The sequence below is a fragment of the Lentzea californiensis genome (genome assembly GCF_024648825.1).
In the GTDB taxonomy this organism is placed as follows: domain Bacteria; phylum Actinomycetota; class Actinomycetes; order Mycobacteriales; family Pseudonocardiaceae; genus Lentzea; species Lentzea californiensis.
The window spans coordinates 57,690-84,005 of sequence record NZ_JANBBE010000008.1 but is presented as its reverse complement, the minus strand read 5'-3'; the positions used below and the strand labels follow the sequence as shown (position 1 = coordinate 84,005).

Here is a 26,316-nt window from a genome sequence, read left to right as displayed (position 1 = left end):
AAAGAATGGCTTTGGATTTTCGGAATGAATCTTCCGGGAAGATAAGAGGATTGTATCACAGGGGGCAAGGTGTTGGCGAGCGAACAGGCACGGATCACCTCTCTGTATGAAAGGCTCGACAAAGAACGGAACAAAGCGGCTGCCGGTCTTGCGGCCGCACTGCGGGACACCGTCACCCCGCGACTGGACCGGGAGGCCTCCGTCGAGGTGCTCACGAGGGAACTGGGGAAGTACCGCGCGGCCGAGGTGGGACTGTGCTTCGGCCGCATCGACTCGGAGAACGGCGACTGCACCTACATCGGACGGATCGGACTGTTCGACGACGACTTCGAACCACTGTTGCTGGACTGGCGCGCGCCCGCGGCGCGTCCGTTCTACACGGCGACCGCCGCGAACCCGGAGGGTGTCGTACTGCGGCGGCACTTCCGGGTTCGTCACCGGGAGCTGTGCGACTTCCACGACGACGAACTGCTGACCGACACGGCCGCACTGCTCGACGCCCTCAACGCACCGCGGACCGCGACGATGCGCGACATCGTCTCGACCATCCAGGCCGAGCAGGACGAGATCATCCGCTACTCGGGGCCCAGCGTGCTGGTGATCGAAGGGGGGCCGGGGACGGGCAAGACCGCCGTGGCTCTGCACCGCGTGGCATACCTGCTGTATACGCGCCGTGAACGCCTGTCGCGCCACGGAGTGCTGATCGTCGGCCCGAACACCGGCTTCCTCCGCTACGTCGGCGACGTCCTGCCGTCTCTGGGGGAGACCGACGTCGTGTTCGCGACACCCGGAGAGCTGTATCCCGGCGTCGTCACCGACGTCGAGGACACCCCGGCGTTGCAACGGCTGAAGGGCGACACATCAGTTCTGGACCTGCTGGCCGTCGCCGTCGCCGACCGGCAGGAACTTCCCGACGAGCCCATCGAGATCGAGCTGGAGGACGTCGTCGTCCCGCTCGACGCGCACGTCGCCGCCGTCGCGCGGGAGAAGACGCGCTACTACGGACTGCCGCACAACGCCGCGCGCAAGTACTTCTTCCTCGCGCTCGCCGAGGAACTCGTCGCGCCGGCGATGCGGCTGATCGGCGTCGACTGGCCGGAGATCGAGGAGGACGTCCGCCACGAACTCCGGCACAGCCCCGCGTTGCGCGACGCCGTCGACAGGTTGTGGCCGCTGCTCACACCGGAGCAGTTGCTCGCCGACCTGTACGACGGCCGCTGTTTCCGGATCGGCGCACCGGAACTGCACCGGCCCGACGCCGAAGCGTGGACGGTGTCCGACGTGCCGTTGCTGGACGAGCTCGCCGACCTGCTCGGGTCCGACGGAGCCGCGGAGCGCGCGGCGAGACGAGAAGAGGAGGAACAGCTCGAATACGCGCGCGGCGTCATGGACGTCCTGTCGATCGACAGGCGCGCGGACTCCGACGAGTACATCGTCACGGACTTCGTCAACGCCGAGGTGCTGGCCGCCCGGCACGAGGCCCGGGACCAGCGCACCCTCGCCGAGCGAGCCGCCGGCGACCGCACGTGGACCTATGGCCACCTCGTCGTGGACGAGGCACAGGAACTGTCCGCGATGGACTGGCGTGTGCTCCTGCGCCGCTGCCCGAACAGGTCCATGACCGTCGTCGGCGACCTGGCCCAGCGCCAGGCGGCCGGCGGCGTCCGGAGCTGGGGATCGGTGTTCGACCGGTTCACCTACCGCAGGCTGGAGGTCAACTACCGCACCCCCGGCGAGATCATGGCCGTCGCCACCCCGGTCCTGAAGCTCGTCGACCCGGACGCGTCGGCGCCGGTGTCGGTGCGCAAGGCCGGAGTACGTCCGTGGGCCCGCCGCGTAACTGATGTATCGGCGGCCGTACGCGACGAACTCGACGCGCACGCTGATGCGTGCAACGAACGCACGATCGCCGTCATCGGCGAAGGCTGGATGCCGCCGAGAGCGGCGAAGGGCTTGGAGTTCGACGTCGTCCTCGTCGTCGAACCGCAACGCATGTCGCCCAGCGAGCTGTACGTGGCGCTGACAAGGGCGACGCAACGGCTCGGCGTCCTGCACACCGAGCCGTTGCCACGTCACCTACGAGGTCTCCTCTGAGACCCACGTGAGGTAGTCGTCGTTGCCCCCGATGACGGGGGTGACGACGACCTCTGGCACGTCGTAGTCGTGATTCGCCTTGATGTGCGCGACGAGCTGGTCGGCGCGGGTGGCAGACGTCTTCACGACGCACTGCCATTCGTCGTCGACGCGCACCTCGCCGTCCCACCGGTAGACGCTGCGGATCGGCACGATCTGTACGCACGCGCCAAGTCTCGCCTCGACGACGCCTTTCGCCAGGGCCTCGGCAGCCTCGGCAGAGCCGACCGTCGTCGTCACCACACTCGTACCACTCACAGGGCGTCGATCTCCTTCAGCAGTTGGTCCTTCAGTTCGGCGGGTGCGTACGACGACCGCACGGCCGCCCGTGCGAGGCCGGCGAGTTCGTCGCGGCCGAACCCGAAGCGCTCGTGGCACAGCAGGTACTCGCGGTCGAGATCGGTGTGGAACATGCCGGGGTCGTCGGTGCTGATCGTCACCGGCACGCCGGCCTCCACGAGCCGCGGCAACGGATGCTCGTCCAGCGACATCACCGCACCCGTGCGGATGTTCGACGTCGGGCACACCTCCACCACGATGCTCTCGTCGACGAGGTGCCGCACCAGGTCCGGATCCTGCACAGCGCTGACGCCGTGCCCGATCCGTTCGGCACGCAGATCGCGAAGCGCGGCCCAGATCTCGCTGGGCGGCGTCGTCTCACCGGCGTGCGGCACCATGTGCAGCCCGGCGTCGCGCGCCATCGCGAACGCCTCGCGGAACTTCGCCCTCGGCGAGTCCGACTCGAATCCGCCCAGCCCGAACCCGACCAACCCCTCGGGCCGGTACTCGGTCGCGAACCGCGCACTAGTCATGCCCCAGTCGCGGTCCCAGGTGCCGGGAACGTCGAAGATCCACTGCAACGTCACGCCGTGCACGGCGAGCGCCTCGTCGCGGCCTGCCTTCAACGCCTCGACGAGTTCGTCGGGCTCGATGCCCGCTCGCAGGTGGCTGGTCGCGCTGATCGTCAGCTCTGCGTATCGGACATTGGTCCGTGCGGCGTCACGCGCGTATCCGACGACGAGCGTGCGGACGTCCTCGCCAGTGGTGACGAGGTCGTTGATGATGCCGTACACGGTAATGAAGTGGCGGAAGTCCCTGAACTCGTAGAACTTCCGCAAAGCGGCCTCGTCGGCAGGCACTCGCCCACCGGGGTGGTTGCGCGCGAGGGCGAGAACGGTGTCGACGGAAGCCGCGCCCACGAGGTGGACGTGCAGTTCGGCCTTCGGCAACGCGTGGACGAAGTCGGAAATGTGCACGGTCCATGCTCTCAGGTCAAGGGCCGTTCGACGGGTGACATGTCTTGCAGTCAAAGGAGAGGGTGCAGGGCGATCCCTGTCTCTGGCTTCCGCATTGGGGGTGCCTCGTGAGGGGCGCACGAAGAGTTGCACTGCTGACAGCGGTGCTGGTTCTGCCATTCCTGCCCACGACAGCCCAAGCCGCCGAAGGGCCGGTGTTCAAGGACGGCGAGGCGCAACCCGTCTTCGATCCGAAGGACGTGGTCAAGGAGAGCCTCTGGGTCCGGGCACCGGTCGACAGTGACCGCGACGGCAAGGACGACGAGGTCTACACCGAGGTCGTCCGGCCACGCGCCACCGAACGAGGTCTCAAGGTCCCCGTCGTCTACATGGTCAGCCCGTACTTCTCCGGCGGTAACGACGTTGCCAACCACAACGTCGACGTCGAGCTGTACGTACCGGACAAGCGCAATGGCCGCTTGCTCAAGGCCTCCTCCGACGAACGCATCACCGCCGCCCTCGGCCCGAACCCGATCACGTCGGGTCGCTACGAGGCCTACTTCATCGCACGTGGCTACGCCGTCGTCTACGCCGAATCGCTCGGCACCGGCAAGTCGACGGGCTGCCCGACGACGGGCGACGTCAACGAAACGGTTGGGGCGCGTGTCGTCGTCGACTGGCTCAACGGCCGTGCGACCGCACGCACCGCCACGGGTGAGGCCATCAAGGCGACGTGGTCGACCGGCAAGACCGGAATGATGGGCGTCTCCTACAACGGAACGCTGCCCAACGCCGTCGCCTCGACCGGTGTGCGCGGCCTCGAAGCCATCGTGCCGATCGCCGCGATCTCCAGCTGGTACGACTACTACCGCGCGGACGGTGCCGTCGTCGCACCCGGCACGTTCCAGGGCGAGGACGCCGACGTGCTCGCCGAGTACGTCTACACGCGCGCGGACAGGGAAATCTGCAAGCCGATCATCGCCGAGATCGCGAAGGACCAGGACCGCGTCACCGGTGACTACAGCCGGTTCTGGGACAAGCGCAACTACATGAACGACGTCCGCAAGGTCCGTGCGGCCGTGCTGGCGGTGCACGGGCTCAACGACTGGAACGTCAAGATGACGCACGTCGAGCAGTGGTACTCGGCGTTGAAGAAGACCGGTGCGCCGCACAAGATCTGGCTGCACCAGTCCGGGCACACGGACGCCGACACGCTGCGTTCGGTCGAGTGGCGGCGCACGCTCAACCGCTGGTTCACCCAGTACCTCTGGGGTCACCGCAACGGCGTCGACAAGGAACCGAAGGCGACGCTGCAGCGCGAGGACAAGACGTGGGTCGACGAGAAGGACTGGCCGGCTCCCGGCACGTCCGACGTGCGGCTGAGGCTGTCCGCGGGCGGGGCCGCCAAGGGCGGCCTCGGAGTCCTGCCCGGCCGCGGTGTCGAGAAGCTGACCGACGACGCGACGAAGACGGCTGAGTCGTTGATCGACCTGGCGACCTCGCCGAACCGTCTCTCCTACACCTCGGAGCCGGCGAAGAAGCCGGTGCGGCTGTCGGGCAAGTCGACGGCGAACCTGCGGGTCGCGTTCGACCGGCCCGCGGCGAACGTGACGACGCTGCTCGTCGACCGTGCGCCGGATGGCAGGTCGCACGTCATCACGCGCGGTTCGACCGACCCGCAGAACCGGGAGCGGCCGGACAAGACGTCGCCGATCAAGCCAGGCAAGTTCTACGACGTCGCGGTGCCGATCGTGCCGGACGACTACGTCCTGCAGGCCGGTCACCGTCTCGAGTTCGTCGTGATCTCCAGTGACTACGACTACACGCTGCGCCCGCAGCCGGGTGCCGGCCTGTCGCTGGACCTCACCCGGACGTCAGTGGAGTTGCCGGTAGTCGGCGGCTGGCGCTCCGTTTTCCAGTCGTTCTGACGTGCCGCCGCGCTTCGGTCTCTCGGGGCCGAAGCGCGGCAACCTAGCACCCACCCCCGACAGAACCCCACGCCGGAACACTCCAAGATCTCAACCTGTCCACAGCCGCTGAGTTGTCCACAATCTCGCGCCGACTCGGCTCACCACCCCGGACCGCCCTCCACAGTGGGCCCATGCCCTCAACGCTCTCGAAGCCGATCCGAGTCCGTGACGCCGGCGATCTGTACGCCGCGATCCCGCACCTGATGGGGTTCCACCCGGCCGACTCGCTGGTCGTGCTGGTGCTGAAAGACCATCTGGTCAGCATGACCATGCGCGTCGACCTTCCACGCCCACGACATAGGGGCCTGCTTGCGGCCCAGTTGGAAGGTCCGCTGCAAGAACACGGCGCGTCGGAAGTGATCCTCGTCGTTGTATGCCCGCCGTCTGAGCACATGCCCGAGGAACTGCCGCACGAGCCACTGGTCACCGCCCTCAGACACCGGTTGGGTGGCGCGGGCATCGAAGTCGTCGAAGCCGTGTGGCTGCCGTCGTGCCAGAAAGACGCGCAGTGGCTGTGTTATCTCGACATCGACTGTCACGGCACATTGCCGGATCCCCAGCTGTCCGCTGTCGCCGCCGCGTCGGCACACGAAGGCAATGTGACGTTCGAGTCGCGCGCCGCCATGGCCGCGATCCTCACACTGGATCCACCTGATGCTCTGGAACGCAGATCCACGTTGCTCGACGAACTCATGACGAGCTCGCCTGACGCTGACCCGTGCACCGAACTGCGCCGGGTGAGCGACGCGATTGACGCCGTGGAGCATCGCAAGGGATCGTTGCCGGACAAGGAGATCGTCGCTCTCGCGAAGGCACTGGCGGTGCCCGAGGTGCGCGACGCGAGCATGGGGTTCGCGGCACAGCCCAGGTCCAGGCTGGCGGAACGCCTGTGGCTCGAGCTCACCAGGGCATGCCCCGCACCGGAACGAGCCGAGCCCGCGTGCCTGCTCGCGTTCTACGCCTACCAGCGCGGCGACGGCGGGATCGCGTCCATCGCGCTCGATGTGGCCGAGGAAGCCTGCCCCGGCCACACGCTCGGCAAGCTCGTCCGAGCCGTCGTCAGCGCCGCGTTCCCGCCGTCGGAGATCCGGGAGCTGTCGGTCAAGTACATGGACAGCGCCCGTGAGCTCCTCGCCGGTACTCAGAGCAGTTCGGGCCGCTCCCAGTCCTGATCCAGGACGTGCTCGGCCAGGAACGCCCACACCGTCTCGTACCAGATCCGAGAGTTCCCGGGGGTGAGGATCCAGTGATTTTCGGTCGGGTAGTAGAGGTATTTCGCATTGACCCCGTGTCGGACGAGGTCGAAGTACAGGCGATGCCCCTCACCGATGGGAACCCGGTAGTCCTTGTCTCCGTGGATGACCAGCATCGGGGTCTTGATGTCGGCTACCCGCAGGTGCGGGGAGTTCGCCAGGATCCGCTCCGGCTGGGTGAGGGGATCGCCCATCTCCCGCATCCAGAAGTAGGAGCTGTCGGTGGCGCCGGAGAAGGCGTCGAGGTGCCACAGGGACGCGTGGGTGACGATCGCGCGGAACCGGTCGGTCTGGGTGGCGATCCAGTTGGCCATGTAGCCACCGAACGACCCGCCCATCGCGGCGGTCCGGGACGCGTTGATGTCGGCACGCTCGACCGCGACGTCTGTGATGGCCATGAGGTCGGTGTAGGGCTCGGCGCCCCAACGGCCCCAGCCGGCCTTGATGAAGTCGGGCCCGTAGCCGGTCGACAGAGCGGGGTCGGGCAGCAGGACGGCGTAGCCGCGCGCGGCCATCAGCCACGGGTTCCAGCGCCAGGTCCAGCCGTTCCAGCTCATGACCGGGCCGCCGTGGACCCACAGGACCAGCGGGACGGGGGAGTCGGCGGAGGCGCCTTCCGGCAGCACCAGCCAGGAACGGACGGTCCTGCCGTCGGCGACGACCGTGGAGATCTCGGTGAGGGTGCCGGGCACCGAGGGGATGGCACCGGGCGCGCGCAGCCGTTCCGGGTCCTGATCGGCTCCGGTGGCGGCGAACCGCACTGGCTGCGGCGGGTGGTCGACCGAGTTGCGCAGCGCGTACAGCGTCTTGCTGTCCGGGCTCACGACCAGATCGCTGTAGTAACCGGAGACCGTCAGCTTCGTGATCTCGCCGGTTTCCAGGTCCAGCCGCCACAGCGGCTGGTGGCCGAGGTGACTCGCGGTGAAGAAGACCGCCGAACCGTCCGGGCTCACCACCGGGTGGTCCGGTTCCTCCTGGAAACCGGGCGCCAGTGGCGTGATCGAGTCGCCGCTCACTTCGACGCGCACCAGCTCGCGCCGGTGTGGGAAGTCCGAGGTGGACTCGCGGAACCGGATGGCGATCACGGCGGAGGAGTCGTGCGTGAACGTGGCTCCGTGGAAGGAGAAACCCTCCTCGGAGGCGATCGCCCTCGACGCACCACCGTTCGTGGCCACGATCCGCAGTTCGGTCCTGCGGCCGTAGGAGGCGCTGACGTCCACGGCGTGGCCGTAGACGGCCCATTTCCCGTCTGGGCTGAGAGCGACGTCCTCGTCGCTGAGCCTGGTCTCGGAGTCCTGGCTCAGGTCGGTGATCGTCTCGGCGGTGACGTCCGCGAGAGGGGCCGCCAGCAGCCGTGGGTAGGCCGGACCGAGGTCCGCGTCCCAGTACCGGATCGGGTACGACTCGTGCAGGATCGCTGTCACGCCGGCGTCCTCGCGGGCCTTGCGCTTGGCGTTGTCGTCGTCGCCGAACTCCGTGAAGCGGTACGCCGACGACGTGAACAGCACCGTCTCGCCGGCGGCACGCACCTGACCGACTCCGGCACCCGGTCGCAGCACCTCGGCGGCCTCACCGCGGACCGGAAGGCGCCACAGCGCCTTCTTCTCCTTGGACTCGCCCGGCTTCGCGAGCGGGTCCGGGCGGGCCGAGAGGAACAGCAGCGACCCGTCCGCCGCGAACACGGGGGAGGAGTCGCCCTTGGCGGAGCGGGTGAGCCGGACGGCCTCCCGCTCCCCGGTGGGGTCGACCTCCCAGAGAGCGCCCTGCCACGTCTTGCCGTCCGGCGCGAGCGTGGACACGACCGTGACGAGCCGGGTGCCGTCCGGGGACAGCGCGAGCGACGCGAGCCGCGCGGTGGCGTTGTAGCTCTCGAAGGAGGCGAAGTCGGTCATCCCGGCTCAGGCCTCGTGCCGGGCGCGGGTGAACTCCCACGCGTCGCGGACGATGCCGGTGATGTCGGCGCGTTCGGGCTTCCACCCGAGGTCGGCGCGAGCCCGCTCGGCGGAGGCGACCAGCACGGCCGGGTCGCCGGCGCGCCGGGGGGCGACGACGGCGGGGATCGGGTGGCCGGTGACCTCGCGGCAGGTGTCGATGACCTGCTTGACCGAGAAGCCGGTGCCGTTGCCCAGGTTGTAGATCCGGTGCTCGCCGGCGGTGGCGTTCTCGAGCGCGAGGAGGTGGGCGTCGGCGAGGTCCAGGACGTGGATGTAGTCGCGGACGCAGGTGCCGTCCTCGGTGGGCCAGTCCTCGCCGTAGATCGAGATGTGCTCGCGCTGCCCGAGCGCGACCTGCAGCACGAGCGGGATGAGATGGGTTTCGGTCGCGTGCCGCTCGCCGATGCCGCCGTAGGCGCCGGCGACGTTGAAGTACCGCAGGCTCGTCGCCGCCAGGCCGTGCGCGGCGGCGTACGACGTGATCGCGTGGTCGATGGCCAGCTTGGTGGCGCCGTAGGTGTTGGTGGGCGCGGTCGGGGCGGTCTCGGGGATCGGCACCTCCCGCGGCTCGCCGTACGTCGCGGCAGTCGAGGAGAAGACGAGCTTCGGCGTGCCGTGCTCCTTCATCGCGTCGAGGAGACGGATCGCGGTAAGGACGTTGCCGGTCCAATACTTGCCTGGGTCCTGCATGGATTCGCCCACGAGGGACTTCGCCGCGAAGTGCAGAACGCCGTCGAACCCTTCAGCGAGGACATCGCCGATCACCTCGGCGATGTCACCCCGGATGAAGCGCGCTCCCGCGGGGACGGCGTCCTCGTGGCCGGTGGAGAGGTCGTCGAGGACGACCACCTCGTGCCCGGCTTCGAGCAACCTGGCAGCGCACACACTGCCGACGTATCCGGCCCCGCCCGTGACGAGCAGCTTCACCACAGTCCTCGCATTCCTGATCAAGATCGTTCTTGGCTACCGGTCCCTGCCCGCGCCCGCGGACGGAACCGCCGTGAAGAGCCTCGGCCGCGTGAGCGAGCGCGAAGCGAAGCCGGCGAGCACGGACCGCTCGACCTCGTCGTGCCGTTCGACGGGCACGAGGGCGATGGCCGAGCCACCGAAACCACCGCCGACCATCCGGGCGCCCAGAGCACCGGCCGCCATCGCGGAGTCGACGGCGACGTCGAGCTCGAGGCACGAGACCCGGTAGTCGTCCCGGAGGCTCGCGTGGGAGCCCGAGAGGAGAGGCCCGACCTCGGCGAGCCGGCCCGCACGGAGCAGCTCGACGGTGCGCAGGACCCTGTCGTTCTCGGTCACGACGTGCCGCACCAGCGGACGCAGCTCTTCGGGCAGCCTGACGAGCGTCTGGTCGAGCTCGGCGATGTCGACGTCACGCAGGGCGGGGATGCCGAGGATGCCGGCGGCGCGCTCGCACCCCGCCCGGCGGGCGCCGTAGCCGCCGTCGACGAGGGCGTGGCTGGCGCGGGTGTCGATGACGAGGACCTCGAGCCCGCTGGCGGCCGCGTCGAACGCGACCTGCTCCGGCTTGCCGGAGCGCACGTCGTAAAACAGGGCGTGCGCTTCGATGCAGCACAGCGACGCCGTCTGGTCCAGGATGCCGGTCGGTGCGCCCACGAAGTCGTTCTCGGAGCGCTGCACCCAGCGCGCGATGTCCGCCCGCTCGGCGTCGACGCCGGCGAGACCGAGCAGCGCGAGCGCGACAGCGCACTCGAGGGCGTGCGAGGACGACAGGCCGGCGCCGGCGGGCACGTCGCCCGCGATGACGAGGTCCGCCCCGCCGGTGACGGCGATCCCCTGCTCTCTAAGGGCCCAGGCGACGCCACCGGGGTACGCGGCCCACCCCTTGACGGTGCCGGGGACTAGGTCCGCGACCACGACCGGGTCCGCTTCCTGCAGCCCGCCGTCGTCGCCCATCGTGCTGACGGTCATGACACCGTCGGCACGGGGCGACGCCGCCACCGCGATGCGGTGGGGCAACGCGAACGGCAGCACGTAGCCGTCGTTGTAATCGGTGTGCTCGCCGATGAGGTTGACGCGGCCCGGGGCCGACCAGACCCCACCGGGCGCGCGTCCGTGCAGGCGCTGGAACGCCTCGGCCGCCTTCGCCGCCGGTGTCGTCGCCTGGGTCACCGGGCGAGCACCATGACGGCGTGGGCGACCGCGGGGTCGAGCTCTGCCGCGGTGCCGTTGCCGCCGCGCACGTGGATGACCTTGGCGCCACCGAGCGCCTCGACCTCCACGGTGCCGCCCGGTACGACGCCGGCGGCCTTGAGCTCGGCCATCAGGTCGGGGTCGAGCTGGACGTGCTCGGCGATGCGGCGCACCTCGACGCGGCCGCCACCGCGGCGGGCCACCTCGTCCACGCGTACCAGGTCCGCCTCGGCGGGCGGGGCGGGCTCGCCGTCGCCCAGCTTGTCGAGGCCGGGGATCGGGTTGCCGTAGGGCGAGGTGGTGGGGTTGCCGAGCAGCTTGATGAGCTTGCGCTCGACCGCCTCGCTCATCACGTGCTCCCAGCGGCATGCCTCGCTGTGCACGTGCTCCCACTCGAGCCCGATGATGTCCACGAGGAGGCGCTCGGCGAGCCGGTGCTTGCGCATGACGGCGATCGCGAGGTTGCGGCCCTGCTCGGTGAGCTCGAGGTGGCGGTCCTCCGCCACGATCACTAGGCCGTCGCGTTCCATACGGCCGACGGTCTGGCTCACCGTCGGTCCACTTTGGCCGAGACGCTCGGCGATGCGGGCGCGCAGAGGCACCACGCCCTCTTCTTCGAGCTCGTAGATCGTGCGGAGATACATCTCCGTGGTGTCGATGAGGTCGTTCACACCCGCTCCCCTTCGTATGGTGTCGATGGTAGTCGTGCCGGGGGACACAGGTGTCCGCGCGGGTGCAGGATGTGAGCCGTGCATCCCTTGATCACTCCTGAGGCCCTCGCCGATGCGCTGAGTGCGCGTTCGGCCACCGTCGTGCTGGACGTCCGGTGGCGTCTCGGCGGACCACCCGGACGCCAAGACTACGAGGTCAGCCACGTTCCCGGCGCGGTGTACTTGGATCTGGACACCGAACTGTCCGCCGCCCCCGGTACCGGGGGTCGTCATCCGTTGCCGGAACCGGAGCGGTTGCAGCAGGTGCTGCGCGCGGCAGGGGTGCGTGAGGGTGTTCAGGTCGTGGCGTACGACGCGGGGGACGGGTCGGTCGCCGCACGGGTCTGGTGGCTGCTGCGGTGGTCAGGGTTCGGCGAGGTCGCGGTGCTGGACGGCGGGTTCGCCGCGTGGGAGGCCGCCGGGCTGCCGGTGACCGCCGAGGTGCCGGCGCCGCTGACGGGGGATGCCGCCGGTGACGTGGTGGTGCGGCCCGGGCAGATGCCCGTGCTCGATGCGGACGAGGCAGTGGCGCTCGCTCAGGACGGCGTGCTGCTCGACGCCCGGGCGGCGGCCCGGTACCGCGGCGAGACCGAGCCGGTCGACCCCAAGGCCGGGCACATCCCGGGTGCGCTCAACGCGCCGACCACCGGGCACGTCGGAGCGGACGGGCGGTGGCTCGGGCCGGAGGAGCTGGCCGCGCGGTTCGCCGGGCTCGGGGTGTCGGGTGATGTGGCTGTTGGTGCCTACTGCGGGTCCGGGGTGACCGCTTCGTCCGTGGTGCTCGCGCTGGAGGTCGCGGGGGTCACGTCGGCCGAGAAGCCGGCGGCGTTGTACGCCGGGTCGTGGTCCAACTGGTGTGCGCTGGACCGAGAGGTCGCGACCGGCGGCTGACAGGCCCGGCGGGGCAGGACGCTCGTGTCAGGCGCCGGGGATTCGGTTGAAGCCCTCGGTGGCGAGCTTCAGGGCCGTCGCGCAGGTGTCCATCTCCTCGATCGCGAGGACGTTCACCGAGAAGGCCGAGGTGATGACGGTCGGGTCGTCGGTCAGCATGACGGTGACCTGGCAGTCCTCCTTGGAGGCGCTGACCTGCCACGCGGTGTTGCCGCCGATCTCGATCTGCTTCTTCTCGCCTTCCTGGTCCACCGCGTCGGGGACGGTGACCATCTGGGTGATGACGGTCGACGGGCCGGTGGTGGTGTGGATGCAGCCGCCGTCCGCCGAGGACTTGCCGCCCGTGGCCGCCTCGATGTCCGCCGTCTTGAGGACGCCGCAGGTCTCGAGGCCGGTGGCCTTCTTCTTGGTGGTGATCTTCACATCGCCCTGCTTCTGCGGGGCAGGGTCCGCCGGCTTCGAGGGCGCGGTGCTGGTGGGTGGCTTTTTCGAAGGCGTGGTGGGGTCCGCGGGTTCTTGGGTCGCGTTGGCGTCGGCCCTGGCCTGGCCCTTGACCTGTTCGGCGCAGCCCGAGACGGCGGCGAGGGTCAGGCCCAGTGCGAGGAGGACGGCCGCTGGTCGCAGGTGCATGTCGCCTCTGACCCCTGTTCGGTGAGATCGGTTCCGGGCTCGCGACTGTAGGTTGCTGGGCATGGGTAAGCCAGCCGCTGTTGTCTGGGACAGGTCCTTCCTGGGGTACGACCTCGGTGGCGACCATCCGCTGAATCCGGTGCGGCTCGATCTGACCATCAGGCTCGCCACGGCGCTCGGGGTGCTCGACGGCATCGAGATGCGGGTGCCCGAGCCGGCCGTCGACGACGAGATCGAGCTGGTGCACAAGCCGGGCTACCTGAGCGCCGTGCAGGCGGCTCCCACGGCTGGGTGGGACGTCGGGCACGGGCTGGGGACGCCGGACAACCCCGTGTTCGAGCGGATGCACGAGGCTTCGGCGCTGGTGGTCGGCGGGTCGCTGGCGGCGGCTCGGGCCATCGCGTCGGGTGAGGCGGACCGGGCCGTCAACATCGCCGGTGGGTTGCACCACGCGATGCCGGACAGCGCGGCCGGGTTCTGCGTCTACAACGACTGCGCGGTGGCGATCGAGTGGTTGCTGCGTAGCGGGGTGGAACGCATCGCTTACGTCGACGTCGACGTGCATCACGGAGACGGGGTGCAGACGGCGTTCTGGGACGACCCGCGGGTGCTGACGATCTCGTTGCACCAGCACCCGATGAGCCTGTGGCCCGGCACCGGGTGGGCCGGTGAGGTCGGGGGCGCGGGGGCCGAGGGCAGCGCGGTCAACGTGCCGTTGCCCGCCGGGACGCGGGACGGCGCGTGGATGCGGGCGTTCCACGCGACGGTGCCGTCGTTGTTGCGGGCGTTCCGGCCGCAGGTGCTGGTCACGCAGTGCGGTGTCGACACGCACAAGGAGGATCCGCTCGCGGACCTGTCGTTGAGCGTGGACGGGCACCGGGCGATCTACCAGGCGTTCCGTGACCTGGTAACCGAGCACGGGTACAAGTGGCTCGCACTGGGCGGCGGTGGGTACGAGCTGCTCAGGGTGGTGCCGCGGTCGTGGACGCACCTGCTGGCCACGGTGCTGGATCGCGACGTCGACCCGAACCGGCCGTTGCCGGCGGACTGGGTGGCTCATGCGACGCGGATCGCACCCGAGTGGCCTTTGCCTGCGTCCATGACCGATGGATGCGACGCTGGGTACCAGCCGTGGGGCGGAGACGCGGAAGAGCCGGTGGACAAGGCTATCCGCGAGACCCGGCGTGCGGTGTTCCCCTTGCACGGCCTCGATCCCGACGACCCCAGGGACTGACACAAAGTGCCGGACAACGTGCCTGAAGAAGTGCCGGGCAGAGATCCGTTCGACTTCCCCAGGAGCTGGGAGGCGGACGTCGTCCTCAGCGACGGCGGCACCGTCCACCTGCGGCCGATCACGCCGGACGACGCCGAGAAGCTGCGGGAGTTCCACGGACGGCTGTCCGAGCGCACCCGGTACTTCCGGTACTTCGGGCCGTACCCGCGGATCCCCCAGCGCGACCTGGAGCGGTTCAGCACCGTCGACCACCACGACCGGGTGGCGCTCATCGCGCTCCTGGGCGACGACATCGTCGCCGTCGGCCGGTTCGACCGGCTGCAGGGCGACAAACACGGCGACAACCGGGGAGACGCCCATCGGGGCGACAGCGCCGAGGTCGCGTTCGTCGTCGAGGACGGGCACCAGGGGCGCGGGCTGGGCAGCATCCTGCTCGAACACCTCGCCGCCGCGGCCAGGGAGGTCGGGCTGGCCCGGTTCGAGGCCGAGGTGCTCGCCGAGAACGGGCAAATGGTGCGGGTGTTCCGCGACGCCGGCTACCAGGTCAGCAGGGCGTTCGAAGAGGGCGTGCTGCACCTGGAGTTCGCGATCGACCCCACCGACGAGTCCGTCGCCGTCGCCAGGGCCCGCGAGCAGGCCGCCGAGGCCCGCAGCGTGCACAACCTGCTGCACCCGCGCAGCATCGCCGTCATCGGCGCGTCCACCGACCCGACCAAGATCGGGCACGCGGTCCTCAAGAACCTCCTCGAAGCCGACTTCAATGGACCCGTCTACCCCGTCAACGCCGAGCATCGGGCGGTCCGGGGCGTCCGCGCCTATCCGACCGTCCTCGACATCCCTGACGACGTCGATCTCGCCGTCGTCGCCGTGCCCGCGGCCAGCGTCGACGAGGTCATGGACGGGTGTCTCGCCAAGGGCGTGAAGGCGCTCGTCGTCGTCAGTTCGGGCTACGGCGAGACGGGCCCCGACGGGCTGTCGGCCGAACGCAGGCTCGCGGCGGAGGCAAGAGCGCACGGCATGCGCGTCGTCGGTCCGAACGCACTGGGCGTGATCAACCTCGACCCCAAGGTCCGCCTCAACGCGAGCCTCGCCCCGATGCTGCCCGCACGCGGCCGCGCGGGCTTCTTCTGCCAGTCCGGCGCCCTCGGCACGGCCATCCTCGCCAACGCCGCGGGCTGGGGCCTCGGCCTGTCCACGTTCGTCTCGGCGGGCAACCGCGCGGACGTCTCCGGCAACGACCTGCTGCAGTACTGGGAGACCGATCCCTCCACCGACGTCGTCCTGCTCTACCTGGAGTCGTTCGGCAACCCCCGCAAGTTCGCGCGGCTCGCCCGCAGGCTCGGCCGCACCAAGCCCATCGTCGCGGTGAAGTCCGGCCGGCACGCCGTCGTCCCCGGCCTCGCCGCCACCGGCGCGAAGGTCGACGAGGCGAGCGTCCAGGCCCTGTTCGAGCAGGCCGGAGTGATCCGGGTCGACTCGCTGGCGCAGCTGTTCGACACCGCGCTCCTGCTGGCCCACCAGCCGCTGCCCAAGGGCAAGCGCGTCGCCGTCGTCGGCAACTCCACCGCGATCGGCCTGCTCGCCGCCGACACGCTGCTCGCCCAGGACCTCGACCTCGCGGGCGATCCCGTCGACGTCGGCGCCCAGGCCACCCCCGAAGAGTTCGCGAAGGCCGTCCAGGAGGCTCTGGACCGCTCCGACACCGACGCCCTCGTCGTCGTGTTCGTGCCCCCGATCGCGGTCCCCGGCGCCGCCTACGCCCGCGCGCTCAAGGAAGCCGCGCCCCGCACGAAACCGATCGTCTCCACGTTCCTCGCGGTCGAGGGCATCCCCGACGAGCTGAAGATGCCCGGCAAGGGCTCGATCCCCAGCTACGCCAGTCCCGAGCGCGCCGTGCTCGCCCTGGCCCGCACCATCCGCTATGCCCGCTGGCGCGCCGCACCGCAGGGCACCTTCGTCCGGCCCGGCGGCATCGACCTCGACCGGGCGAGATCCATTGTGGACAACCCGGGCAGCGAGCTCCGCCTCGACGACCGCAAGGCCGTCGAACTGCTGGAGTGCTACGGCATCGACGTCGTCCCGTTCCGCATCGCCCACAGCGAGGCCGAGGCCGTCGAGGCGGCTGACGAGCTCGGCTACCCCGTCGCGATGAAGGCCACCAGCGAACGCCTGCGCCACCGCACCGACCTGGTCGGCGTCCGGCTCGACATCGCCCAGCGGGAATCGGTCAAGGCCGCCTACCACGACCTCGCCGCGCTCTCCGGGAAACCGGACGTGTACGTGCAACGCATGGCTCCCAAGGGAGTCAGCTGCGTCCTGGGCCTGCAGGACGACCCGAGCTTCGGCACGCTGGTCTGGTTCGGACTGTCGGGTCTGGTCAGCGACCTCCTCGGTGACCGGGCCTACCGGGCGGTACCCCTCACCGACACCGACGCGGCGGAACTCGTTGCCGCACCGAAAGCAGCGCCTCTGCTCACCGGTTACCGTGGCGACGAACCCGCGGACCTGAAAGCACTTCAGGATCTGGTACTCCGTTTGGCGGCACTGGCCGAGGACCTTCCGGAGGTGCGTTCGCTCAAGCTCGAGCCCGTTCTTGCTTCTGCCGCAGGCGCTTTCGTGAGCAGCGCGCGCATAGTCATCGGCCCGCCTCCGTCCCTGCACGACGCCGGTCCACGCCGTCTGAGGTGACCGCGGTACTGATGAGTTACCGCAACGATTCCGATGTTTCATTCGCGCGCAGGTATGGACATGCGTCCTTTGGGCGCTTAGGTTTCCCGCATCACCGGGCAGCGCCGAACGAGGTGGGCAGGCGCATGCCCGTGGAATACGCGATGTAGCTGATAACCGCTGTAAGAGGGACGAATGACGCCGAGAGCACTTCTCCGCCTGGTGGCGACGACATGTGCTGCCGTGCTCCTGCTCGCGTCGTGCGCCGGCGGCGGCGGGTCCGGCATGGCCAGCAAGGTCAGCTCGAGCGACCGCATGGTCGTCGCCGTGTCGTACGACCAGCCGGGACTGGCGGTGCGCAGGCTCGACGGCAGCTACCGCGGGTTCGACGTCGACGTCGCCAAGTACATCGCGAACGAACTGGGCGTCCCGGAGGAGAACATCACCTGGAGGGAAGCGCAGCCGGGCAACCGGGAGACGCTCCTGACCAGCGGTGAGGCCGACATGGTCGTCTCCACCTACTCGATCACGGACAAGCGCAAGCAGATCGTCGACTTCGTCGGCCCGTACTTCGTCGCCGGTCAGGACCTGCTGGTGCGCATGAACGAGAGCCGCATCGAGGGCCCGAAGTCGCTCAACGCCAGTCTCCGCCTGTGTTCCACCGCCGGCTCCACGTCCGCCGAGTACGTCCGCGACCAGTTCGCGAAGGACGTGAAGATGGTCGAGTACGCCAAGTTCAGCGACTGCGTCACGGCGCTGCTCGCGGAGAACGTCGACGCCGTCACCACCGACGACGTGCTGCTCGCGGGCTACGCCGCCCAGAACCCGGAGCTCCTGCGGGTCGTCGGTGACCCGTTCAGCAAGGAGGAGTACGGCGTCGGCCTGCACCGCGACGACCCGGACAGCAAGGCCAAGGTCCGGGCCGCGATGCAGAAGATGATCGACACGGGTGCCTGGCGCAAGTCGCTCGAGGTCAACATTGGATCTTCCGGCTACAAGATCCCCGATCCGCCGAAGCTGGCCCCGTGATCACACGGGGCGTCACGTAGGCTCACGCCACGTGAACCGCGTCCCGCCGCACCGCGCTGATCGACCCGTTCGCGCGGGCATCCCAGAACACGGCCGAGTCCCGCGCTACTACGCGGTGAAGGCCGAGCTGTTCGACCTCGTCGAGAACCTCGGTGAAGGCACCGTCCTGCCGTCCGAACGCGAGCTCGCCGAACGGTTCTCCGTCTCGCGCGTCACGCTGCGCCAGGCCGTCAGCGAACTCGTGCTCGAAGGTAAGCTGATCCGCCGCCAAGGCAGCGGCACGTTCGTCGCGCCGCCGAAGCTCGTGCAGCCGTTGTCGCTGGTCAGCTATACAGAAGGCATGCGCCGTCAGGGCGTGGAACCGAACCGCACGGTGATCACGGTCGAGGAGTTCGGCGCCGACGACGGCCTGGCCCGCGACCTGATGATCGAACCGGGCGACCCGATCGTGCACCTCGAGCGCGTCCTGCTCGCCGACGACGAACGCATCGGCCTCGAATCCACGTACCTCAGCCGCGGCCGCTTCCCGGACCTGCTGGAGAAGCTCGACCCCGCCGGATCGCTCTACGCGTGCCTCACCGAACGGCTTGGCGTGCGGTTCGCTGAAGCCGAGGAACGCGTCGAGACGGTGCTCGCCACGCCCCGCGAGGCGCTGCTGATCGGCACGAACCCGGCGCTGCCCATGCTGCTGCTGCACCGTGTCTCCTACGACGTGGACGGCCACCCGATCGAACGCGCCCGATCGCTCTACCGCGGTGACCGGTTCAGCTTCGTCGCGAGGCTGCACGCCGACCGCTAGTCCGATCCTGCAGGCACGGAACACCAGCGGTTCCCGCGGCGTCTGAGGATCATGGCGCTGGAACCGGAGATCGGGCTCGTCGGCAGGGACGACATCACCACACTGGTGGAGTCCTTGGTGGAACGCCGCGCGAAACACCCCTGCCGGTGATCGTTGCGTTCGGCCTCGGAGGTGGCGGCAAGACGTCGTTGCTCGAACACGTCCGCCGCCGCCGAGCAACTGCGCTCCTACCGGCACGCCGAGTTCGGCCGCATGCGGTTGCCGCGCTACGACCTCGCCCGGTTCGCGCTGTACGCCGAACCGGCCGACGATCCCCACCACCGCGGCCGCGAACTCGCGGCCAAGCAGATGACCCGGCTCGTCGCGGTCGCGGACGCCGTCGAGGTGCTGCCGCCCAGGGCCTCGGCAAGGTCCTGCTGCTGTGGCTCATCGGCCTCGCGGTCGTCGCACCGCGGCCGTTGCGCTGGCTGCTGGGCGACCCGCGCGTCGCGAGTGCGTTGCGCTGGTTCGAGAACTACGCCGGACGCCCGAAGTTCGACGCCGCGCTCGTGCACACGTGGAACCTCAACCGCGCTGGCGAGGACCTGGAGATTGACCGCCTGCCCGTGGCCGCGTTCCTCGCCGACATCACGGCCGACCGACTTCTCAGTCTGCTCGCTGAGCGACGTGCCGAGGAACCGCACGTGTCGCTGCTCGTCATCGCCATCAAGCAATCGACCCCGTCGGCACCGAACTCGCCTGTTTCAAAGTCCGTGCGGCTGGAGCGGTTCACATGGCGCAGACCGCCGCTCCTTGCCGAGTGGAACCGCACGCGCAACAGCACGGTCGAGTCCCGAGGCGCTCGTGGAGGAGCTGTAGGAGGTTACGCACGGCCACCCGCTCGCGGTGCGGCTCGCCATCCAGCTCGTACATGAGGAGCGGCACCACGCGGAACCTGCACCGCCGTTACGACAGCGTGGTGCGCCCGGAGACGGGACTGCTGGAGGACGCGGTGATCGCGACCTGGGAACTGCGCTCCCGCAGCCGCACCGAACGCCCGAACGTCGAGATTTACGACCGGGTGCTGCGTGCCCCATCAGGAACTCGACGGCGCCGAGGAACGCCTGAGCGCCTACCGCACGAGGAAACGCGCGTTCGAACACAACATTTCCGCGTCGCCGGTGGCGTCGCTGCCGCGCCAGTCGGCCGTCGGCACGTTCCCCTATCCGCGGTGCTGGCCCGGCCGCAACTCGGTTCGCCGCGTGGCCGCCTACCTCGTCGTGGTGCTGCTTGTGTTGTACGGCGCGGCTTTACCTCTAGGACAGCACCCACGGCCTGCGCTACGGCATTCTCGAACCCGCCGAGCTCGCCGCGGACCTCTCCGGCGATCGCGCGTGGATATCCAAAATGGACGGACTGCAGTGCGTGAAGCTCATCGCGACTGGACCAGCTCGACGGACTGAGCCGCAACCCCTTGGTGCGCCTCGTGCTCGCGAACTTCGGCGGTGAGTCCAAGTATGCGGTGAAGGTCGCCGAGCAGGTCCGCGCCTACGCCGAACGCACTCCGTCCGTGATCGCCGTAATCGGCTCGGGCAGAGCCGCGAGACCACACAGCCCGCGCTCGCCGTGCTGGGCCGAGTACAGCCCGGTCGTGCCGTTCGGGCTTGAGCACGTCCTGGAACTCGCCAGCGAGACGCCGAGACCGCCGGCACCGTCACCACGCAGCTGGGCCAGGTGGTCACGGACATCTGCGGGAAGTCACCGAACCCGCTCATCCTCTACGCCGGCCGCACCGCGGAGGTCGGCGGGCTGCTGGCGGAGCTGAGCCACAGCAACTGCACCGACCCGGTGGTGCTCGACGGTGACGACCTGACACAGCTCGGGACGAAATTCAGGGATTTGGAAGGAGTCAAACGATTCGCTGATGGCTGACTCTACTTCACGACGTTCGCGTGGACGCCGGGCCGCGAGCCGATTCCCCAGCCGACGCAACAGTTCTTCACCACGTACGAGGCCGCACAGAAGAAGCACGCGCGCAGGGCATTCCTTTCGGGTCCCAACGGACACGTTCTGCTCGCCTACTACGCCGTCAGCGTCGTCGCGCGGCACACCTCCGTTGGGGCGTCACGAGAAGAGCTCTACGACAGGCTGCGCACTTTGCGTGACTTCCCGGGCGCGTCCGGGCGGCTGACGTTCGACCGGACCGGCGCGAGCGGCACGTCCGGCGCCGACCCGGCCGGCAAGCTGGTCGTGGGCCAGATCGTCAAGCTGGACAACGGTTTCCTCGCGTCGCACTACGTCTCCCACGAAGGAACGTGACCACCGGGTGACGTGACTGCGGGTCACCGGGACCCCGTGCGAGCACAGGAAGATACCGCCCGTTCGCACTCGTTTCCCGCCCGAGCCGCGGAGGTACTGTTGTTGTCACGAACTTCAGGACGTCCGCGACGGTGCGGAGGAGCGGGGGTGTGCCGTGTCCTTCAAGGCGGAGTTCCTCGCAGAACTCGAGGACTGCCTGCGCGGTTACGGTGCGGTCCCGGTGAGCAATCCCGACGCACTCGCGTTGTTCATCGAGTTCGTGCGAGCTCTTCCGGCGGCCGACCAGAGGCTGCGGTGCCTCGAAGGCGTCGACCAGGGGTCCGGGTCGTTCTGGAACAACCCGGCGGTGTGGTGGGAGCAGGTGCCGAGGTTCGGCGCGGGACTGCCGCGATGCGGATCGGCAGAGTGCCGCAAGTTGCTGGACGACATGCTGGACGAGGCCATCAGCGACGAGATCGACGTCCTCGAGATGGAGATCCGCGAGCTGCCCAGCTGATCCGGAAACGCCTGCCGGCGCCGCCACCTGTTACGGCCACGGCGCCGGGGCTTCCAGCACTTATTTGACGGCGACCAGCGACTTGAAGAGTTCCCGATAGCGGTGGAGAGCCAGTCGCAGGTCCTCGGTCTGTGGATCACTGTTTCCCTCGAGCTGCTTGGTGAGGGAACGGTGCCGGGTGTTCAGTTCCTCGAGCGCGCGGGTCACGAGGTCGTCCGCCTTGCGCACGGCCGACTTCGGGTCGTCGACGAACTCGTACTGCACTGCCTGCCACTCGTCCTCGAGCTTGCTGGACAGCTTGTGGTCGGTGCGCGGCTGGTCGGCGCGCTGCGACCCGGTCGGCTGCTGATCCGTGCGGTGCTGCTCGCCGCGCTCGCGTTCGGTGCGCTGCGCTTCAGTGCGCTGGTGCTCGGTCCGCTGGGCATCCGTGCGCTGAGCGTCAGTGCGCTGGGCGTCGGTACGGTTCGCGTCCGTGCGCTGTGCTTCGGTCCGCTGTGCTTCGGTCCGCTGCGCTTCGGTGCGGTTCGCATCGGTGCGCTGACCATCGACACGCTGGGCCTCAACGCGCTGGGCCTCAACGCGCTGGGCGTCAGTCCGCTCGGCGTCGGTGCGCTGCGTCTGCTGCGGGGTGCGCTCGGCCTGCTGCGGCCGAGCCGGTGTGGGAACCCCAGCGGCGTGAGTGGGAGCCTCAGACATCAGTCTTCTCCTTCCGCACGGTTTCCCTGTTCTTACGCGGCTCGGCGCCGTGTTCGAGCAGATCCGTGAACAGTTCGCGGTAGTGCACCATCGCGGTGCGAAGATCCTCGGTGCTTGCCTCGCCGATCTCCTGGCGCTCCGAAATGTCGTGCGCCTTGCGGTAGTGCTCCAGCGTCTTCGCGTGTTCGACGGACAGGACGCTCAGCTGCGCCTCGTACCCCTCGGTGGGGTAGCCGCGCTCGGCCATCAGGTCGGTCACGAGCCGGTCCGCGTCAGCGATGGCGCTCTCCGGCGAGTCGACGAACTTCGCCTGCACGTTCGCCCAGTGGCGGCGGTAACTCTCCTGCGCCGTCTGGGAAAGCGGCTTCAGGTCGAACTCGCTGTGGCGGTGCTCCCGCTCGGCGAGTTCCTTCTCCGCAGCGGTTCTGCTGTCGCTCTCGGTGACCGCGCGGTCGTATTCAGGGCCGAAGCGGTCGCGCAGCTTCTTGCGCTGCATGGCGGGCCTCAACACGAACGCGAGGACCACCAGCACCACGAGAACCGCGACCACCAGGCCGATGATGGCGCCCGTTGACATGGAAAACCTCCAAGACAGGCTGTAAGACTCTGCTGTCCCGGAGGCTTCCCGTTCACCCAAAAGGGAAACATCAACCCTTGATACAAACCACCTGCTTGAGCTTGGCGACGACCTCGACCAGGTCGGACTGGTTCGCCATCACGGTGTCGATGTCCTTGTACGCACCGGGAATCTCGTCCACCACACCGGAGTCCTTGCGGCACTCGACACCACTTGTCTGGTCGGCGAGATCCTGCGTCGTGAACGTCTTGCGGGCCTTATTGCGCGACATCCTCCGTCCGGCGCCGTGCGACGCCGACTCGAACGAGTCGGGGTTCCCGAGCCCGCGCACGATGTACGAACCGGTGCCCATGGAACCTGGGATGATTCCCAGCTCGCCACGGCCGGCGCGGATCGCACCCTTGCGCGTCACCAGCACGTCCTCGCCGAAGTGGTTCTCCTCGGAGACGTAGTTGTGGTGACAGCTGATCGGCTCCTCGAACGCGATCTGCGGGAACTCGGCGCGCAGCACGTCGCACACCAGGCGCAGCATCACCGCGCGGTTGCGTCGCGCGTAGTCCTGAGCCCAGTACAGGTCGTGACGGTACGCCGCCATCTCGGGCGTGCCCGCGAGGAACACGGCGAGATCCGGGTCCGGCAGTTCGGAGTTGTGCGCGAGCGTGCGCGCCACCGCGATGTGGTGCTGCGCAAGCTCGTTGCCGATGCCTCGGGATCCGGAGTGCAGCATGACCCACACCCGCTGGTCGGTGTCCAGGCAGACCTCGAGGAAGTGGTTGCCGCCGCCGAGCGTGCCCATCTGGTGCATCGCCTTGTCGGCGCGCGCCTTCACGGCCGGCGTCAGGTCGTCGAACTTCCTCCAGAACGTGCCCCAGTCGGACGCGTCCCTCTCGGTGAACGCGGTCGCCTTGTGCTGACCGAAACCGACGGGAACCACGGCCTCCATGCGAGACCGCAGCCCACGCAGTGTCTCCGGCAGGTCGCTGGCCGTGAGCGAGGTGCGCACGGCGGCCATGCCACAGCCGATGTCCACGCCGACCGCCGCGGGGGAGACGGCGTCGCGCAGCGCGATCACCGAGCCCACCGTGGCGCCCTTCCCGTAATGCACGTCGGGCATGACCGCGATGTGCTTCACGGCCCACGGGAGCGCGGAGATGTTCTGGAGCTGTCGCATGGCGAACTCCTCGACCTCGTCCGGCCGAGTCCACATTCGGATGTCCACGTTCTGGCCGCGGACCACAGTTGCTGCCATGACAACGAGGTTAGGCCGCGTTTTGCCGGTTCCACAAAGGAGTTTCCGCGCTGACGAACTCCCACGTGCCCTTGCGAACCTTGGCCTTGCGCATGTCCCCGTCGAGCTTCGTGACGAACGCGCGCACCGTCGGGAGGTCGTTGACGTCCGCGATGAGGATCGCCTTGTCCTGCAACGTGACGCTGCCGCCGCCTAGCTTCTCGCGCACGACCGCGTCTGCGAGCAGGCCTTCACGGACCTGCGTCGCGGTGATGCCGTCGACCTCGACCTGGACGGCGTCGACCTGCGGCGAGTTCGCGGGCAGGAAGCGGAACGTGAGCACCGACTCCTGCCGGAACTGCTTGCTGATCGTGGACGCGGTGTGGCGCAGGCCTTCCTCGTCGAGGGTGACGTCGAACTTGCGGGACCGTTCGAACGTCGTCTGCTGCAGGTCGCTCGACCAGAACACGCCGTCGAGCAGCGTCGAACGGGTGGTGAGACCGCCGTTGGCGCGCACAATGCCGCGCACCTCGCGGTCGAACCGCACCAGTCTGTCCCGCAACCGCGGGTCGGCGGGATCGGTGATGACCGCGGTGTTGTTCGACGCGAAGATCTCCGGAGACGGCAGCGGCGCACCCGACGCCGTGCCGGTGGAGACCGCGAACGCCAGTACCGACGTGACTGCCACGAGAAGATTTCGCATGGGCCACAACGTATTGGCCTGGGCCGGTCTGGTGCACCCCGTTCCATTCCGCGGGCTACCGCGCGCCTCGCCTCCCAGCGGCTTCGAGCAGGCGTTCGGCCACGATCGCGTCCGGTGATTGACAGCCGCTTCGAACGTGAAAATACTTCGGTCGCATGGAACGCGTGTGCGTCATCGGTGCGGGGTCGTCTGGCATCGCCGCTTGTCAGGTGCTCGGCGCCCGCGGCATCGAGTTCGACTGCTTCGAGGCCGGATCGGAGATCGGCGGCAACTGGCGCTACCTCAACGACAACGGCATGTCGTCGGCCTACCGGTCCCTCCACATCAACACCTCGCGGCAGATGATGGAGTTCAAGTCCTTCCCGATGCCCGCGCGGCTGCCCGCGTACCCCTCCCACTTCCAGATCGCCGAGTACTTCGACGACTTCGTGAAGCACCACGGGTTCCGCGACCGCATCCGCTTCCGGACCGAGGTCACGTCGGTCTCCGTCGCGCCGGGTGGTTACTCCGTCACGACGCGCGATCGCGACACGGGCGAGGAGATGGCCGGTGTCTACGGTTCGGTGATCGTCGCGAACGGGCACCACTGGTCGCCGCGGATGCCCGAGCCCGCTTTCCCCGGCTCGTTCGACGGCGAACAGACGCACGCGCACTTCTACAAGACGCCCGAACGGTTCGCGGACAAAAGGGTGCTGGTCCTCGGCATCGGCAACTCGGCCTGCGACATCGCGGTCGAGACATCGCGCGTCTCCTCGCGGACGTTCCTGGCCATGCGCCGTGGAGCGCACATCATGCCGAAGTACCTCTTCGGCATGCCGACCGATCACCTGACCACCTCGCCGCTCGCCCGCTTCGCACCCGCGTGGCTACAGGCGCTGTCCGTGCGGGTGATGCTGCAGCTGGCGCGAGGCAAGCTCTCCGACTACGGCCTGCCCGAACCGTCGCACGGCATCCTCGCCGCGCATCCGACGGTGTCCGACGACCTGCTCACCCGGCTCGGGCACGGTGACATCACCGTGAAGCCGAACCTGACGAGGCTGGACGGCTCCGGGGTCGTGTTCGCCGACGGGTCGCGCGAGGAAGTGGATGTGATCGTCTACTGCACCGGTTACAAGGTGGAGTTCCCGTTCCTCTCCGCCGCCGAGTTTCCCGCGGTGGCGTCCGCCGACAACGACGTGTCGCTGTATCGGCGGGTCGTGGACCCGGCGCATCCCGGGCTGTACTTCCTCGGGCTGATCCAGCCGCTGGGGGCGATCATGCCGCTGGCCGAGGCCCAGGCGGAGTGGGTCGCCGACCTGATCTCCGGGCGTGGGGTGCTGCCGCCGGTGCCGGAGATGAAGGCCGAGATCACCGCTTACCGGGAGAGGCTGCGGCGCCGGTACGTGAAGTCGAAGCGGCACACGCTGGAGGTCGACTTCCTCGGGTATCAGCGGGAGTTGCAGCGGGAACGGCGAGCCGGCGCCGCCCGCCGTTGACTGTCCCGGTGCCGCTCGCCGTAGCGGCTGCGCCGCCCCGGCGAATTGGATCTTTGCAACGAGTCTTTTGCCGTCGTCCGCAAACGTTTTTTGCATCCGGCGGGAGCGATATGCGATATATCAGCCAGGCGTGACACTGTGAGCTGCGGCTTAGCAATGGGTCTTTTGACGACGTCGTCAAAAGACCCATTGCTAGGG

24 protein-coding genes are annotated in these 26,316 nt (G+C 68.8%); 12 read left to right on the top strand and 12 right to left on the bottom strand.

What is annotated here, in order from left to right:
• Positions 1–69 precede the first annotated feature (69 nt).
• Positions 70–2,094, top strand: a complete 2,025-nt coding sequence (locus LX88_RS27140; RefSeq protein ID WP_308203462.1) for a helicase — start codon at positions 70–72, stop codon at positions 2,092–2,094.
• On the opposite strand, the gene cutA is transcribed toward LX88_RS27140, so the two are convergent.
• Both cutA and add read right to left on the bottom strand, forming a co-directional pair.
• Positions 2,077–2,391: a divalent-cation tolerance protein CutA gene (cutA, locus tag LX88_RS27135; protein ID WP_258950629.1), complete on the bottom strand. Its 315-nt coding sequence runs from the start codon at positions 2,389–2,391 to the stop codon at positions 2,077–2,079. The genes LX88_RS27140 and cutA overlap by 18 nt on opposite strands.
• Positions 2,388–3,389, bottom strand: a complete 1,002-nt coding sequence (gene add, locus LX88_RS27130) for an adenosine deaminase (RefSeq protein WP_258950628.1) — start codon at positions 3,387–3,389, stop codon at positions 2,388–2,390. Before add ends, cutA begins: the two co-directional genes overlap by 4 nt.
• Before the next feature lie 107 nt (positions 3,390–3,496).
• Between add and LX88_RS27125 the strand changes: the two genes are divergently transcribed.
• Together LX88_RS27125 and LX88_RS27120 are read left to right on the top strand one after the other, a co-directional pair.
• A complete protein-coding gene (locus LX88_RS27125) occupies positions 3,497–5,296 on the top strand; it encodes a Xaa-Pro dipeptidyl-peptidase (RefSeq protein WP_258950627.1) in 1,800 nt (599 codons plus the stop codon).
• Positions 5,297–5,469: 173 nt separating this feature from the next.
• Positions 5,470–6,510 (top strand): DUF4192 domain-containing protein, encoded by a 1,041-nt coding sequence (locus LX88_RS27120; RefSeq protein ID WP_258950626.1) that lies wholly within the window; start codon positions 5,470–5,472, stop codon positions 6,508–6,510.
• Here the strand turns inward: LX88_RS27120 and LX88_RS27115 are convergent.
• The 4 genes from LX88_RS27115 to LX88_RS27100 are packed head-to-tail and all read right to left on the bottom strand — an operon-like array spanning position 6,480 to position 11,356.
• Entirely contained in the window at positions 6,480–8,483 is a 2,004-nt protein-coding gene (locus tag LX88_RS27115; RefSeq protein WP_258950625.1) for a S9 family peptidase, read from the bottom strand. The two genes, LX88_RS27120 and LX88_RS27115, sit on opposite strands and share 31 nt — an antisense overlap.
• 6 nt (positions 8,484–8,489) lie before the next feature.
• A complete protein-coding gene (gene galE, locus LX88_RS27110) occupies positions 8,490–9,452 on the bottom strand; it encodes a UDP-glucose 4-epimerase GalE (RefSeq protein WP_258950624.1) in 963 nt (320 codons plus the stop codon).
• Between the two features lie 36 nt (positions 9,453–9,488).
• Positions 9,489–10,664: a galactokinase gene (gene galK / locus LX88_RS27105; protein ID WP_258950623.1), complete on the bottom strand. Its 1,176-nt coding sequence runs from the start codon at positions 10,662–10,664 to the stop codon at positions 9,489–9,491.
• A complete protein-coding gene (locus LX88_RS27100) occupies positions 10,661–11,356 on the bottom strand; it encodes an iron-dependent transcriptional repressor DtxR (protein WP_090073330.1) in 696 nt (231 codons plus the stop codon). Before LX88_RS27100 ends, galK begins: the two co-directional genes overlap by 4 nt.
• A 78-nt stretch (positions 11,357–11,434) precedes the next feature.
• On the opposite strand from LX88_RS27100, the gene LX88_RS27095 reads away from it, so the two are divergent.
• Positions 11,435–12,286 (top strand): sulfurtransferase, encoded by an 852-nt coding sequence (locus LX88_RS27095; protein ID WP_258950622.1) that lies wholly within the window; start codon positions 11,435–11,437, stop codon positions 12,284–12,286.
• Between the two features lie 27 nt (positions 12,287–12,313).
• Here the strand turns inward: LX88_RS27095 and LX88_RS27090 are convergent, their stop codons facing one another.
• On the bottom strand, positions 12,314–12,916 hold the full coding sequence (locus tag LX88_RS27090) for a DUF3558 domain-containing protein (protein ID WP_258950621.1): 603 nt from the start codon (positions 12,914–12,916) through the stop codon (positions 12,314–12,316).
• Positions 12,917–12,977: 61 nt separating this feature from the next.
• Here LX88_RS27090 and LX88_RS27085 point away from each other — a divergent pair, with 61 nt between their 5' ends.
• The 4 genes from LX88_RS27085 (at position 12,978) to LX88_RS27070 (ending at position 18,645) form a co-directional block, all read left to right on the top strand.
• Positions 12,978–14,150 carry an acetoin utilization protein AcuC gene (locus tag LX88_RS27085; RefSeq protein ID WP_258950620.1) on the top strand — a complete coding sequence of 391 codons (1,173 nt, stop codon included), beginning with the start codon at positions 12,978–12,980 and terminating at the stop codon, positions 14,148–14,150.
• 18 nt (positions 14,151–14,168) lie between these two features.
• The gene (locus LX88_RS27080) at positions 14,169–16,838 is read left to right on the top strand and encodes a bifunctional acetate--CoA ligase family protein/GNAT family N-acetyltransferase (protein ID WP_258950619.1); all 2,670 of its coding nucleotides are present in this window, start codon (positions 14,169–14,171) and stop codon (positions 16,836–16,838) included.
• A 174-nt stretch (positions 16,839–17,012) separates the two neighbouring features.
• The gene (locus LX88_RS27075; RefSeq protein ID WP_258950618.1) at positions 17,013–17,846 is read left to right on the top strand and encodes a glutamate ABC transporter substrate-binding protein; all 834 of its coding nucleotides are present in this window, start codon (positions 17,013–17,015) and stop codon (positions 17,844–17,846) included.
• Between the two features lie 31 nt (positions 17,847–17,877).
• The gene (locus LX88_RS27070) at positions 17,878–18,645 is read left to right on the top strand and encodes a GntR family transcriptional regulator (protein ID WP_258950617.1); all 768 of its coding nucleotides are present in this window, start codon (positions 17,878–17,880) and stop codon (positions 18,643–18,645) included.
• A 266-nt stretch (positions 18,646–18,911) separates the two neighbouring features.
• On the opposite strand, the gene LX88_RS27065 is transcribed toward LX88_RS27070, so the two are convergent.
• Positions 18,912–19,328: a hypothetical protein gene (locus LX88_RS27065; RefSeq protein ID WP_258950616.1), complete on the bottom strand. Its 417-nt coding sequence runs from the start codon at positions 19,326–19,328 to the stop codon at positions 18,912–18,914.
• Between the two features lie 1,030 nt (positions 19,329–20,358).
• Here LX88_RS27065 and LX88_RS27060 point away from each other — a divergent pair.
• The 3 genes from LX88_RS27060 to LX88_RS27050 all read left to right on the top strand — a co-directional run bounded on the left by LX88_RS27060 (position 20,359) and on the right by LX88_RS27050 (position 21,439).
• Positions 20,359–20,556 (top strand): hypothetical protein, encoded by a 198-nt coding sequence (locus LX88_RS27060; RefSeq protein WP_258950615.1) that lies wholly within the window; start codon positions 20,359–20,361, stop codon positions 20,554–20,556.
• A 225-nt stretch (positions 20,557–20,781) separates the two neighbouring features.
• Positions 20,782–20,943, top strand: coding sequence for a hypothetical protein (locus tag LX88_RS27055; RefSeq protein ID WP_258950614.1), 162 nt, complete (start codon positions 20,782–20,784; stop codon positions 20,941–20,943).
• Positions 20,944–21,097: 154 nt separating this feature from the next.
• A complete protein-coding gene (locus tag LX88_RS27050) occupies positions 21,098–21,439 on the top strand; it encodes a hypothetical protein (RefSeq protein ID WP_258950613.1) in 342 nt (113 codons plus the stop codon).
• A gap of 60 nt (positions 21,440–21,499) precedes the next feature.
• Here the strand turns inward: LX88_RS27050 and LX88_RS27045 are convergent, their stop codons facing one another.
• From LX88_RS27045 to LX88_RS27030, 4 genes are all read right to left on the bottom strand, one after another.
• A complete protein-coding gene (locus LX88_RS27045) occupies positions 21,500–22,135 on the bottom strand; it encodes a hypothetical protein (protein ID WP_258950612.1) in 636 nt (211 codons plus the stop codon).
• On the bottom strand, positions 22,128–22,712 hold the full coding sequence (locus LX88_RS27040) for a hypothetical protein (RefSeq protein WP_258950611.1): 585 nt from the start codon (positions 22,710–22,712) through the stop codon (positions 22,128–22,130). The genes LX88_RS27045 and LX88_RS27040 overlap by 8 nt, the downstream gene beginning before the upstream one ends.
• 70 nt (positions 22,713–22,782) lie before the next feature.
• Positions 22,783–23,961, bottom strand: a complete 1,179-nt coding sequence (locus tag LX88_RS27035) for an RtcB family protein (protein ID WP_258950610.1) — start codon at positions 23,959–23,961, stop codon at positions 22,783–22,785.
• A gap of 10 nt (positions 23,962–23,971) precedes the next feature.
• Complete coding sequence (locus LX88_RS27030; protein ID WP_258950609.1) at positions 23,972–24,643, bottom strand: hypothetical protein; 672 nt, start codon at positions 24,641–24,643, stop codon at positions 23,972–23,974.
• Positions 24,644–24,798: 155 nt separating this feature from the next.
• Here LX88_RS27030 and LX88_RS27025 point away from each other — a divergent pair, with 155 nt between their 5' ends.
• Positions 24,799–26,118 (top strand): NAD(P)-binding domain-containing protein, encoded by a 1,320-nt coding sequence (locus LX88_RS27025; RefSeq protein ID WP_258950608.1) that lies wholly within the window; start codon positions 24,799–24,801, stop codon positions 26,116–26,118.
• Positions 26,119–26,316: the final 198 nt, after the last annotated feature.